The following is a 13,361-nucleotide window of genomic DNA, read 5'->3' as shown; positions in this document are numbered from 1 at the left end:
GCATAGGGTGCCCGTCGGCCCTTGTCACCATTGCTTTCTAGACTGTCGCTTATGACCGAGAAGCATGATGACAGCATTATCAAGGCCAATCTCACGCCGCTGCCCGACAAGGTCGGCGTGGATGGGCTCGAAGACAAGTGGCGCTCTGAATGGGACGAGGACGGCGTTTACAAGTTCCAGGGCACCCGCGACCGCAAGGCCGTCTATTCCATCGATACCCCACCGCCCACCGTCTCCGGCCACCTGCACGTCGGCCACGTGTTCTCTTACACGCATACCGATGTGATCGCGCGTTTCAAGCGCATGCAGGGCTATGACGTGTTCTACCCGATGGGTTGGGACGATAACGGCCTGCCTACTGAGCGCCGCGTGCAGAACTACTACGGCGTGCGCGTGGACACTTCCCTCAAGTACGATCCCGATTTCAAGCCGCCGTTTGAAGGCACGGATGGCAAGAAGATCGACGCGAAGGACCAGGTGCCTGTCTCCCGTAAGAACTTTATCGAGCTGTGCGAGAAGTTGACCGCTCAGGACGAGAAGCAGTTCGAGGCATTGTGGCGCTCCCTGGGCCTGTCGATCGACTGGTCGCAGACCTACCACACTATTGGCGAGCACCCGCAGCGCGTGGCACAGAAGGCGTTCCTGCGCAACCTCGCCCGCGGCGAAGCGTATCAGAAGGATGCTCCGGGCCTGTGGGATGTGACGTTCCAGACTGCTGTGGCCCAGGCTGAGCTTGAGTCCCGCGAATACCCGGGCTTCTACCACAAGCTCGCGTTCCGTTTTGAGGACGGTACGCCGATTTACATTGAAACGACTCGTCCGGAACTGCTTGCAGCCTGCACTTCGCTGATTGCAAACCCGGATGATGACCGTTACAAGCAGTACTTCGGCCAGTACGTGTACTCCCCGCTGTTCAAGGTGAAGGTGCCGATTCTCGCGCACCCGGCTGCTGAAATGGACAAGGGCGCTGGTATCGCGATGTGCTGTACGTTCGGTGACGTGACCGATGTGCAGTGGTGGCGCGATCTGAACCTGCCGACCCGCTCGATCATCCAGCGCAACGGCCGTATCGTGATGGATACGCCGGATTGGATTGAGGATGAGAACGGTCGCGCGATCTTCGCAGAGACTGCTGGTAAGACCACGTTCTCTGCTCGTAAGATCATCGTCGATAAGCTGCGCGAATCCGGCGATATGGACGGCGAGCCGACGCCGACGAAGCGTATGACGAACTTCTACGAGAAGGGTGATAAGCCGCTCGAAATCGTCACTTCTCGCCAGTGGTACCTGAAGAACGGCGGCACTGACGCCAAGCTGAACGCTGAGCTCATCGAGCGCGGCAAGGAACTCAACTTCCACCCTGACTTCATGCGCGTGCGCTACGAGAACTGGGTGCACGGCCTGAACGGCGACTGGCTGATCTCCCGCCAGCGCTTCTTCGGCGTGCCGTTCCCGCTGTGGTACCCGGTGAAGGAAGATGGTTCCGCGGATTACGATCATCCGATCACTCCGCGCGAGGATCAGCTGCCGATCGACCCGACCAACGATGTGCCGGAAGGCTACACCGAGGATCAGCGTGATGTGCCCGGCGGCTTCACTGCCGAGCCGGACATCATGGACACGTGGGCGACCTCCTCGCTCACCCCGCAGATCGTGACCCACTGGGAGGAGCCGGACGAGGCTTCCAAGGCGCTGTTCAAGGCCACGTTCCCGATGGATCTGCGTCCGCAGGGTCAGGACATCATCCGTACTTGGCTGTTCTCGACCGTGGATCGTGCGCACTTGGAGAACAAGTGCCTACCGTGGGCGAACGCCACGCTGTCTGGTTGGATTCTCGACCCGGATCACAAGAAGATGTCGAAGTCCCAGGGCAACGTCGTCGTGCCGGACAAGCCGATCAAGCAGTTCGGCGCCGACGCGGTGCGCTACTGGGCCGCCGCCGCGCGCCTCGGCCTTGACGCCACGTATGACGAGGGCCAGATGAAGATCGGCCGCCGCCTAGCGATCAAGCTGCTCAACGCGACCAAGTTCGCGCTGGCGATCGGCCGCGAGGACGAGAACCACCACGTGGCCGACTCTGCTGTTGCCGAGTGGAACCCGGCCGATGTGACCGAGCCGCTGGATCGCGCCGTCATGGCGAAGCTGGCGCTGGTGATCACGCAGGCCACCGACGCGCTGAACGCTTACGAGCATTCCAAGGCGCTGGAGGTTATCGAGAGCTTCTTCTGGCAGTTCTGCGATGACTACATTGAGCTGGTGAAGAACCGCGCTTACGGTACTGCTGACGCGCACGGCAATACGCCGAGCGAGAAGGCTGTAAAGTCTGCTCGCACCGCGCTGGGCTTGGGTCTGGATGCGTTCGCACGCTTGCTGGCTCCGTACCTGCCGTTTGCGACTGAAGAAGTGTGGAGCTGGATGCACGCTGGCTCTGGCTCGGTGCATCGTGCTGCTTGGCCGAAGGCTGAGACGTACGCGGCAGCGGCCACTGGCGCTTCTCCGGAGACGCTCGCATGGGCTGGCAAGGCTGTGGAGCAGCTGCGCAAGATCAAGTCTGAGGCTAAGGTCTCGATGAAGACGCCGATTCTCTCTGTGGCGCTGAGCGCTGCCAAGGAAGGCGTTGAGGCCATCAAGTCCGCACTGGACGATGTTGCTCAGGCTGGTCGCGTGATCGGTAAGTTTGATCTGGTTGAGAAGCACGCGGAGGAAGAGGCTGCTGAAGACGAAGCCGACACCGCTGTGAGCATCGACGCCAGCGAGCTTGGTGAGCCGCCTGTTAAGAAGAAGTAGAACTTCTTCTTAACAGGCGGCCTTCGCGGCCGCTTGTAGTGCGGCCGCTCACCTCGCCTACGGGAAGTCCACCGGACTTCCCGCTTAACGGCTCGGCCGGTCAAACAAAAGAAGTAACGAGATTAGTTTCTTGACTTGGGGAGATCCTATGGGGGTCTCCCCTTTTTCGTGTTTCGGGCGTATTCCGGTGTATCTCGGACGCGTTCCAGTACAAGAAAAACCACGCGCGCCGATTGGTTTTCTGTCTCATGTTTTGATATGCTTTATCCCAGCGTCAAACGATTGACGTGAGCGAGATCGAGACACGAAGGAGTTCCGATGGCTCAGAGCAACCAGTCGGCGAACAATAACGATATCGACACCGCAAAGGCTTCCAAGCCGGCAAAGCGCACGCGATCGACACGAACCGCAAAACCCACGCGCACGGCCGTAAGCCCTGTATTCAAAGCACGTCTTGAATCCCACCGCGAAGAGCTCGAACGTCTCTTCATGAGCTTGTACAACGATTCTGCCGCCTTTGATTCCCTGCTCGAAGCAATGAGCACGGCATACGCCGAACGTCCAACCGATCTGAAGCGTCTCGACAAGGCGCGCGAAGCTGATCCTGAATGGTACAAGCGCGGCGACATGTTCGGCATGACCATGTACACCGACCTGTTCGCCGGCGATCTGAAAAAGCTTGCTGATAAGATCCCGTACCTCAAAGAACAGAAGCTCACCTATCTGCATTTGATGCCGCTGCTGCAAATGCCGCACCCGAATAACGACGGCGGCTATGCAGTTGAAGACTTCGACAACGTCGACCCGTCGCTCGGCACCAACGAGGACCTTGCAAACCTCACTAAGAAGCTGCGCCGCGCCGGCATCAGCCTATGCCTCGACTTCGTGATGAACCACACCGCTTCCAGCCACCGCTGGGCCAAGGCTGCCATCGCCGGCGACCCGGAGTACCAGGATTACTACTTCTGCTACGACGACCGTACCATCCCAGACCAGTATGATGCTGTCGTGCCGCAGGTCTTCCCCGGCTCCGCGCCTGGCAATTTCACGTGGAACGAAGAAATGCACAAGTGGGTCATGACCCAGTTCTACCCGTTCCAGTGGGATTTGAATTACCGCAACCCGAAGGTGCTCGTCGCCATGATGTCGTCCGTCATGCACTTGGCGAACCTTGGCGTTGAAGTGTTCCGCATCGACGCAGTGCCGTACATCTGGAAGGAGCTCGGCACTAACTGCCGCAACCTGCCCACCGTGCACACGATCGTGCGTATTCTGCGTATCATCCTCGAATGCGTGTGCCCAGCCGTGGTCTTGAAGGGCGAGGTCGTTATGGCTCCCAAGGAGCTGGCCGCCTACTTTGGCACCCCGGAGGCGCCCGAATGCCACATGCTGTACAACGTGTCGATCATGGTGAACCTGTGGAGCGCACTGGCTAGCCGCGATGTGCGTCTGCTTAAGACGCAGATCGACAAGCTCAACGCGCTGCCGGAGAACTGCTGGTTCGTGAACTATCTGCGTTGCCATGATGATATCGGCTGGGGTCTCGACGAGGACGTGGAGCGCGAAATCGGCATCGACCCGCTCAAGCACAAGGAGTTCCTGTACCACTTCTACGAGGGCGCGGTGCTCGGCAGCTGGTCGATGGGCGAGCTGTACAACTACGATGCAGCCACGCGCGACGCTCGCAGCTGCGGCACTACCGCATCGCTGTGCGGCATCGAGCGCGCAATCATCACGCATGACAAGCCGCTGCTGGAAACCTCCGTCAAGCGCGATCTGCTGATGCATCAGACGATGGCGTTCCTGCGCGGCTTCCCGATGCTCAACTGCGGTGACGAGATCGGCCAGCTCAACGGTTGGGATTACAAGGAAGATCCCGACCGCGTGGCAGATAGCCGTAACCTGCACCGTTCCAAGTTCGATTGGGACAAGGCTGCACTGCGCAAGAAGGCTGGCACACTGCAGCATGAGCTGTGGGAGGGCATGGCTGGTTTGCGCGAAGAGCGCCACGACCCGTGCTTTGCGCCGGATGCGTGGGTGTCCACGTGGGATACGTTCAATGACGCAGTGCTCGCCGTGGTACGCAAGGTGGAGGGTGAGACGCTGGTTGGCTTGTTCAACTTCTCCGAGAACCCGCAGCACGCGCACCTCAACACCAGCGATGACATTATCAATGATCCAGTGGATGCTGATCTTGAACCGTACGAGGCTCGTTTCATTCATCTGTGACGCTGTAAGCGGTGACGCCGCACGGTAATCATCGTCGGCATATGACTGTGGCTCCCCCTGCTATACAGAGGGAGCCACAGTCATATCTATGCACATTGCGGTCATTGCTCAATCGCCGGGTACACAATAAGCATGCGCAGCCGTGTAGTGTACCGATTGAGATCGGAGAGTACATCGTAACTAGTGTCAGCAGTATCACCTGCGGTATTGTTCGCGTTAGTAACCGCTGCAAATGCTGTATTAAGCTGTTGCGACAATGCGCTGTCTGCCGTTGCACTATTCGCGAGCGCGGTCGCGGCTTGGGTAAGCACATCAGACACGGATCCGATCTCCACAGCCTCATCCACTAATACTGAGGTATCTGGCTGTAATGCAGGCTGCGCGTCCATGCCGGCAATGCCGTATACCGCGGATACTTGATTTGCTAACGCAGCTGTAGCGGCTGATGCAGCGTTCTGCGCAGACTTGTTGGCATTGTCATTACTATTGCTCTCCTTGCCTTTTGCGTTGCTGTTATCGTTCGCACCGCCTTTGGCAGCGTTTCCTAACATGCCCAGTCCGCTCGCATTGCCCATTACTTGGCTTAAATCCATTTGTGACGACGAATCATCAGTAGTGCCATTGGCTAATGCTTCAGCCTTGCGCTGGGCTTCCTTACGTTTCGCCTCATTCACACGCTTCAACCGTTTGGTTTCGAATCGGCCCGCCATCGTGTGCGAAGCTCCACCAAATAAGCCATATCGCAGCGATACAACGTTGTCAGTGTTGCTAGCGTTGTCACCACTGCTAGCGTTGTCATCAGTATTGCTTCCAGTATTGTCGCTCTCCCCTGCGCTCAGCTGGTCAGCAAACTGTACGCTGATCTGCTGAAGCGCGTTCGCCGCACCCGTATGCTCGGATGCGGCAGCGAGCGCGCTCATCGCAGCATCAACTTTCTGCGTATCGCTTTTAAGATCATCAGACGTTTTGAATTCTGCATTCGTAGCGTCGATCGCCTGCTGCTCATACGCGGCCGCTCCCGCAGAGGTACCGCCGGTGAGCTGGCTTAAATGTTTGGTGTACGTGTCGGTATACGCCATGGAATACGGGATCATCGCGTTCGACAATTGACTTTGCCCCGCCTTATACCCCTTGGTACCCGCGGCTGCTTCCTCACCCATAGTGGTGGTGAGCTCATTGATGAGCCCGCTAGTGCCGCGCTGTTGGATACGGCGAATAACGTCGTCGATCGCGCGTACAGCACCAGTGTGCTCGTGTGCTGCGGATACGGCGTTGACTGCGTTTGCTAAATCGACGACAGCCTGTGCCATGGGCGTATTGCCAGTGAGCTCGCCAGCTGTGCCGATAAGCGCCTGCATTTGCGTACTACTACCGATCGAACCGGAAAGATGCGTGGTATATGAGCCAACATAATGGACCATATACGAGTCGAACGCTGCTTGATGGGCGGCGGTTTTTTCAGCGATTTCGCGTTGTGCTGCTTCAGCTTCGCGATCGCGCATCGCGGTGAGCTGGTCGATCAGCGTTTTATCTGCTGTGGAATCCGTTACGACGAGCGTATCCACCACATTGTCAGCACTGCTAGCAACTGCGTTTGTTTCAGCGCTCAGTGAGGCCATATCCGTAGCTTGCACAGCGGTGAATGCGAGATGTCCCATGGTGAACTTGGTGGCGTTCATATAGCAGTCGAGCACGGTTTGCTTGCCGGGCATGCCGATGCCGGTTACGAGCAGATCAGAGCCATTTTGTGTAACGGTCATGCCGGAGCCAACGGTAATGTCGTCGGTAACTGTGTCGGGTACTGTGAACGCGATGACCGGAATGCTGCGTTGCGCGTAATCGCCTGATGCGACCGGGTTGGGTTCGAGGGTAATGCGAATATCAACCAGTCCACTAGCGCCTGCGATTGCTGCAGCGTCGGTTTCAGGGCCGTTCAAACCGTAGACTACGCGCACGTTCCATGGCAGTGCGCGCTGGCCGGCAGTTACGCGAGTATGCGCGTTCACGGTCGTGTTGCCATCGGTAGCATAACGCGCAACGGAAGCGCCAGAAGCACCGTCTATTACGCCATAATCGACGATGCTGCCCTGCTGTGTGATGTTGAAATCGTCGTCAACATACAGGCGACCGGGTTCGCCTTCAGCGTCGGCAACGGTGAACACGCTTTGTGTTTTCGTATACGTTGCACTGCCAGCATCTGCGGCATGTTCAACGATGGTAGTAATGCCGGATGCTGTTGGCGCTAGAGTGAGCGCCGCGCATGCGAGGCATGCACAACCGCGCACGACGATATTCGCATACCGACTCATACGCCCCCATATAATGCTCTATTGCTTGCGATCGTGTGATATTACCGCTCAGGCGAATACGTCGAGTACGCCAGGATCGCCGCCGGCTTGCGCGATACGCTGATGACGCTTTTTTGCTTCGGTGACTACGAATTCGCGGTACATTTCGGCGATATCCGTGTCGAGCCCAGCATCGATCGCGATGCGATGCAACCGTTCAATTTGATAATCTTCGCGCTTCATATCTTCCGGCGCGAAGCCTGCTGATGCTTTGAGCACGCCTACACGCGAGGTAGCTTTAAACCGTTCGGCCAGCAGCGAGATGATTGCCGAATCGATGTTATCGATGCTTTGACGCAGTTCTTTGATTTTTGCCACGGCTTGCGCGGTTTCTGGGTGCGCCGCCGCCTGCGCGGAGTCGATAGTGGTCCTCTGCCAGTCGCTGTCTGTGGTGTCGCTCATACCCTTAACCTTAGCGCGACCCTTGGCGCACGTCAGGAATCTTGACGTGAAATGTTCGCGCGAATTCGCACTCCCCGTGCTGCCGCTTATCGCAATAGCTGCTCTCAATGGTTGTTTCCGTGCGATAAGCGGCAGGCGTGCTCGTTGTTAGAATTCGTAATCGCCGGTAGGCGCAATGCTGAGCGCATCATCATGGGTGCGGCCGGAGTGAATCGCGTCGTTAATGTCTTGCGCTTGCGCGGCATCAACTTCGTACTGTTCGCCGTCGAGTTCTTTCACCGGAATTACCCAACCGCCGTGCGCCATGTAGAGGCGGTCTGCTTCGCGCAGTTCTTCAACCGGCAGCTTCTCATACGCAACGCGCTTGCCTTCTTGCAAGGCCCATGCGAACAGTTCGCGCTGGCTGGTGCCGTGCAGAATGCCAATGCGCGGATCTGGCGTGACGAACAGGTCATCATACTGGGCGATAATCGTCGCGTTCGGGCATTCGAGCGTGTAATCATCTTCCGTGATCATGACGGCGTCGCCGATACCGCGGCGCGCGCATTCGCGGTGGATGGCGCAGTTCATCGCGTAGCTCAGTGTTTTTGCGCCGTTGAGCAGCCAGGGGGCGCGAGACGCAATATCAGACGGGTAGCCGCGCGTAACTGACATCATGCTCAACGGGGTGAGGTTATGCAGTGGCGCTTTACCGTCCAAGAAAATAAATACGGTGGGGGTAGCGGGCGCGTCCATGCCGATGCCGGTGGACGAATCGAGCCCACGGGAGACGATGATGCGCATGGTTTGGCCGGATTCATGATCGGGGTAGGCTTCGATCACAAGGTTTACTGCGCGCGTGAACGCGGCAATATTGGGCGCGGGCATGTCCATCAGTTTGGCGGAATGGGCGAGTCGCTTGAGATGGTTTTCGAGGGAGATGGGGAATCCGCCCCATACCATGGTTGCTTCGAAAATACCGTCGCCGCGCAGCACGCTCAGGTCGAAAGCGTTAATTGCTGCCTCAGTTGGCTCTACAAAGCGAATCAAATCGTTGTCTGACACTACGGCATTGCCAAACAGCGCTTTGCCATTGCCCATGCCTAATATCACTGAACTCATGCGTGTCCTCTCATTCCAACGTCGTTCTCGCTCGCCGCTTGCAGCTGGCTGCCTGTCACAATACGTCATCACGATACGCCGATGCCGCGATACGCGAAAGGCGACACTGACCGTAGTCGTCAGTGTCGCCTTTCTGTAGCGTTTTGGCCGCGTGCTTAGCGCGTATTGGTCACTATCAGTTGCCGTTTACAGCGTTTGCGTTGCTCTGCTGAATGATGGCCGCGAGGAAATCGCGGTTGGTAGCAGTCTTCTTCAAACGCGGTACGAGCGTCTGGTAGGCCTGCTCGGGTTCCATACCGCCGAGCAGTCGACGTAGACGGTAGATGATCGGCAGTTCCTGCGGCGAGGTGATGAGCTCTTCGCGGCGGGTGCCGGACGCGTTCACGTCGATGGCTGGGAACAGGCGCTTGTCGGCCAGTTCGCGGCTCAAACGCAGTTCCATGTTGCCGGTGCCCTTGAACTCTTCGAAGATCACCTCGTCCATCTTGGAGCCGGTTTCTACCAATGCGGAGGAGATGATGGTCAGCGAGCCACCGTTTTCGATGTTGCGGGCCGCGCCGAAGAACTTCTTCGGCGGGTAGAGGGCTTGCGCGTCAACACCACCGGACAGGATACGGCCGGAGGCGGGCGCCGCAATATTGTAGGCGCGTGCGAGGCGGGTCATCGAGTCGAGCAATACGACGACATCCTGGCCGAGCTCTACGAGTCGTTTCGCACGCTCAATGGCGAGTTCAGCGACGGTAGTGTGGTCGGATGCGGGGCGGTCGAAGGTTGAAGAAATGACTTCGCCCTGCACGGTACGCTCCATGTCGGTGACTTCTTCGGGGCGTTCGTCAACAAGCACCACCATCAGATGCACTTCAGGATTGTTGGTAGCGATCGCGTTGGCGATGTTCTGCAGGGTGATCGTCTTACCAGCCTTTGGCGGGGAGACGATGAGGCCACGCTGGCCCTTACCGATTGGCGCAACAATGTCCATGATGCGGCCAGTGAGCTTGTTGGGCGCGGTTTCCTGCTTGAGGCGCTCCTGCGGGTAAAGCGGGGTGAGCTTGGCGAACTGCGGGCGGTTTGCTGCTTCTTCAACGCTCATGCCGTTGATCGTGTCAACGGACTGCAGCGGTACGAACTTTTGACGCTGGTTGCGACGGTCGCCTTCACGCGGTGCGCGAATAGAACCGGTGACTGCATCGCCCTTGCGCAAGCCATATTTTTTGACTTGGCCCATGGAAATGTATACGTCGTTCGGACCGGGCAGGTAGCCGGAGGTGCGTACGAATGCGTAGGATTCGAGCACGTCTACGATGCCGGCGACGGGCACGAGATCGTCTACGGGTTCTTCACGGCGTACATCGCGCGTATCGCGAGTATCGCGCACGTCGCGAGTGTCGCGAGTGTCACGGGTGTCGCGCACGTCGCGATCGTCGTACTCGTGGTCGCGGCCGCGCATGCGACGCTGGCGGCGATCGTCGCGAGTGTTGCGGTCGTCGCGCGTATTGCGATCGTTACGGTTGCGGTTGCGGCGCGTGAATTCGCGGTCATCATTGTTGTCGCGATCATCGCGATCGTCACGTGACAGATCGTTGTTCTGCGTGGGCAGGGTGGCGAGAATATCGTCGAGGTCGCGCACGGTGTCCTCGGACGGCTGTTCGCGAGTGTCGTTTGCACGGCGACGGCGGCGCGGCTGGTCGTCGTCGAAATCGTTGTTCTTGTGGCGGCGCGGCTGGTCGCTCTTTGGCTCTTGGATGTTGAGCTCTTCGAACAGGTCGGCGGCAACGACTTCTGCTGCAGCCTTGTCGTCGTCGCGGCGACGGCGGCGCATGGACTTGGGCGCGTCTACTGGCGGCAGGGTAACGTCGGCGACGGCATCCTGTACTGCAGATTGGCGGTTTGGCTTGGTGTTGCGGCGATCGTCATCTGCAGTGGCAGTCTCGGATTGGTTGGTAGCTTTGGGCGCGCGGGTGCGACGCTCTGCACGCTTGGGAGCGTTGTGCTCGGCGGCAGGCTCAGTGTGATCAGTGTGATCAGCGTGATCTGGCTGGATGGCTGGCTGTTCGATGGTGGTTTCAGCGGCCGGCTGTGCATTGTCGGCGACCGTGTTCGTGTCGTTAACGGGGGCAGCCGCGGGAGTTTCAGCCTTTGCAGTATGCGTTGTTTTGGCTGCGGGGCGCACCGTCACGCCTTTGGGTGCTTCGCCGCCGGATCGGGCTGCCTGCAGGGTGGCGATCAGTTCCGGCTTGCGCATGGTGGAAGTTCCACGAAGTCCCATTTGCTTAGCGAGCTCTTTGAGCTCGGCGAGCTTCATATCCTCAAGATTCTGGCTTGTTGCCACTCGTTTTGCCTTTCCTTAGCAGGCCGGCATAGCCGAGCCTCAGCACTAAGAATGATTTGCGGTTCTAGCCGCACTGAATATCTCGGCGCAATCCATGCGCCGCAGACTTTCCCATACTCTATACCGCATCCCCGACCAACGCAAAAACGCCCGCCACCAATCGAAATCAGTAGCGGGCGCCATGCACATTATTCAATTATCCGGGAGAAAAAATAGTTAGCGCGTGCGGCAACGGCCGTCCGAAGCCGAAGGACTATCTAACCTCGTCCCGGGGTAAAACGAATGACGCGTGCGGAGACCGCCGTCTGAGACCGAAGGCGTGCGAAGGCACGTCGAGCGTCGAAGAAAGGCGGTATACGCTCCGTCATTCGTTTTACCTACTTTTTCTCGTGGTAGGACTTCTCAGTATTGACGGACCATACGTTTTTCTTCGAAGTCTTACCGGTCTTGATGTTGTCGACGGCTTCGATGGCGGTGGCCATGGAGTGATCCATGTTGTTGTAGTGGTGTTGACCGTTGCGGCCGACGCAGTAGAGGTTGCCGAAGGAGTCGAGGTATTCGACGAGCTCGTCCATTTGGGAATAGGTGTCGAAGTAAGCGGGGTAGGCTTTCTTGACCTTTTCGCGGTGGGTGTCGAGGACGTCGGAGGGGCTGGAGATGACTTTCATGCGAACCATTTCGTTGATGGCGAATTTGATGCAGTCTTCTTCGCTCATGTTCCAGAAGGAGTCGCCTTCGTCGCAGAAGTATTCGAGACCGATCCAAACGGTGTCGTCGACGTCCTTGACGAGGTAGGGGCTCCAGTTGTTGAAGACCTGAATACGACCGACGGTGTAGCCGGGGTCTTGCACGTAGATCCAGCAGTCGGGGACGATCGGCGGGTTGCCGAGGGTGGGGATGGTGGTGGTGTTCTTCAAGCGCAGGCGCTTGACGAGCAGACCGACGGTGACGAAGTCACGGTAGGGAAGGCCGTTAGCAATGCGGCTCATATCCTTCGGGACTGGGACCGGAGTTGGTTCTGCTTCGGTGTCAGTGGAGGCAGCGTCAATTGCGTTGACGAGGTCCTTGATGGGCATCGAAGAGATGAACTGATCAGCGGTAAGACGAACACGCTGGCCGTCGGCGATCTGGTAGACGACGGAGGAGATGCGCCCTTGTTCCTGGCATACTTCAACAACTTTGGCGCCGGTGATGACGTTGACGCCAGCTTCAACGCAGTTGTGTTCGACGGTTTCCCACAGCTGGCCTGGGCCGTACTTGGGGTACCAGAATTCTTCGATAAGGGAGGTTTCGACTTCCTTGTTGGAGCGCTTCTTGGGAAGGAGCTTGGCGAATGCGTTCTTGAGAACGCCGAGTACGCTCAGGCCCTTCACGCGCTGTGCACCCCAGTCGGCGGAAATCTGGGAGGGGTGACGACCCCACAGCTTTTCCGTGTAGCCTTCGAAGAACATGGAGTACAGCTTGCGACCGAAACGGTTGATGTAGAAGTTCTCGAGGTTGTCTTCGGGAAGCTTGTGGAACATCGACTTGAGGTAGCTGAAGCCGGCCTGCATGGTCATAACGAAGCCCATAGCTTTGAAAGTGGCGGGCTTCAGGGAGATCGGATAGTCGAAGAAGCGTCCGCCGTAGAAGATGCGGGAGACACGGTGGCGCTTGAGCATTACCTGATCGTCGACTTCGGGGTCTGGGCCGCCGGGTTCGAGATCGTGGTGACGTCCGAGCTTCTTATCGTCATAGCTGGGAGCGCCCTGCAGCGGCAGGACGGTCTTCCACCAGTCCATGATGCGATCGTCTTTAGAGAAGAAACGGTGACCGCCGATATCCATACGGTTGCCGTTGTGCTTAACGGTGCGAGAAATGCCACCGAACTCGTGAGTTTCTTCGAGTACGGTTACGTCATAGTCGTTGGAGCCGTTTTTCACAAACTCCCATGCTGCGGTTAGGCCTGCGGGGCCGCCGCCGATAATCACCACAGATTGTTTCTGCGCCACTCAGGGCCTCCTTCTAACAAAATCAGCGATAGTCTACCCTACCCACAGGAATCGCACTTTCACTTTGTGCATTTCCTTACATTACATCCGTGGTTTGATCGCACGTATAGTCCGCAGCTTACGTATAACACGCTGCTTTGCGTTTTGCGGGGCGGTGGGAGGTGGGACATGCAA

7 protein-coding genes are annotated in these 13,361 nt (G+C 58.0%); 2 read left to right on the top strand and 5 right to left on the bottom strand.

All coding sequences use genetic code 11. The features are described from left to right. The first annotated feature begins 51 nt into the window (after positions 1-51). Entirely contained in the window at positions 52-2,787 is a 2,736-nt protein-coding gene (gene valS, locus D2E25_RS09590; protein WP_125982248.1) for a valine--tRNA ligase, read from the top strand. 318 nt (positions 2,788-3,105) lie between these two features. Further along, positions 3,106-5,016, top strand: coding sequence for an alpha-amylase family protein (locus D2E25_RS09585; RefSeq protein ID WP_125982246.1), 1,911 nt, complete (start codon positions 3,106-3,108; stop codon positions 5,014-5,016). A 101-nt stretch (positions 5,017-5,117) separates the two neighbouring features. On the opposite strand, the gene D2E25_RS09580 is transcribed toward D2E25_RS09585, so the two are convergent. The 5 genes from D2E25_RS09580 to D2E25_RS09560 form a co-directional block, all read right to left on the bottom strand. Beyond that, on the bottom strand, positions 5,118-7,325 hold the full coding sequence (locus D2E25_RS09580; RefSeq protein ID WP_125982244.1) for a hypothetical protein: 2,208 nt from the start codon (positions 7,323-7,325) through the stop codon (positions 5,118-5,120). 48 nt (positions 7,326-7,373) lie between these two features. Next, entirely contained in the window at positions 7,374-7,766 is a 393-nt protein-coding gene (locus D2E25_RS09575; protein ID WP_125982242.1) for a chorismate mutase, read from the bottom strand. A 147-nt stretch (positions 7,767-7,913) separates the two neighbouring features. Further along, on the bottom strand, positions 7,914-8,867 hold the full coding sequence (locus D2E25_RS09570; protein WP_125982240.1) for an aminodeoxychorismate lyase: 954 nt from the start codon (positions 8,865-8,867) through the stop codon (positions 7,914-7,916). 175 nt (positions 8,868-9,042) lie between these two features. After that, positions 9,043-11,196 (bottom strand): transcription termination factor Rho, encoded by a 2,154-nt coding sequence (gene rho / locus D2E25_RS09565; RefSeq protein ID WP_125982238.1) that lies wholly within the window; start codon positions 11,194-11,196, stop codon positions 9,043-9,045. A 377-nt stretch (positions 11,197-11,573) separates the two neighbouring features. Continuing rightward, the gene (locus tag D2E25_RS09560; protein WP_125982236.1) at positions 11,574-13,187 is read right to left on the bottom strand and encodes an NAD(P)/FAD-dependent oxidoreductase; all 1,614 of its coding nucleotides are present in this window, start codon (positions 13,185-13,187) and stop codon (positions 11,574-11,576) included. Between the last annotated feature and the right edge of the window lie 174 nt (positions 13,188-13,361).

Origin of the sequence: Bifidobacterium goeldii (genome assembly GCF_003951095.1) — a bacterium.
In the GTDB taxonomy this organism is placed as follows: Bacteria; Actinomycetota; Actinomycetes; order Actinomycetales; family Bifidobacteriaceae; genus Bifidobacterium; species Bifidobacterium goeldii.
Note: the sequence above shows the minus strand (reverse complement) of the source record. Positions and strands in the feature narration are given on the sequence as shown.

Excerpts from the sequence above, each read along its gene's own strand:
- D2E25_RS09580 (WP_125982244.1), bottom strand. The coding sequence starts at position 7,325 with ATGAGTCGGTATGCGAATATCGTCGTGCGCGGTTGTGCATGCCTCGCA.
- D2E25_RS09585 (WP_125982246.1), top strand. The coding sequence starts at position 3,106 with ATGGCTCAGAGCAACCAGTCGGCGAACAATAACGATATCGACACCGCA.
- D2E25_RS09570 (WP_125982240.1), bottom strand. The coding sequence starts at position 8,867 with ATGAGTTCAGTGATATTAGGCATGGGCAATGGCAAAGCGCTGTTTGGC.
- valS (WP_125982248.1), top strand. The coding sequence starts at position 52 with ATGACCGAGAAGCATGATGACAGCATTATCAAGGCCAATCTCACGCCG.
- D2E25_RS09575 (WP_125982242.1), bottom strand. The coding sequence starts at position 7,766 with ATGAGCGACACCACAGACAGCGACTGGCAGAGGACCACTATCGACTCC.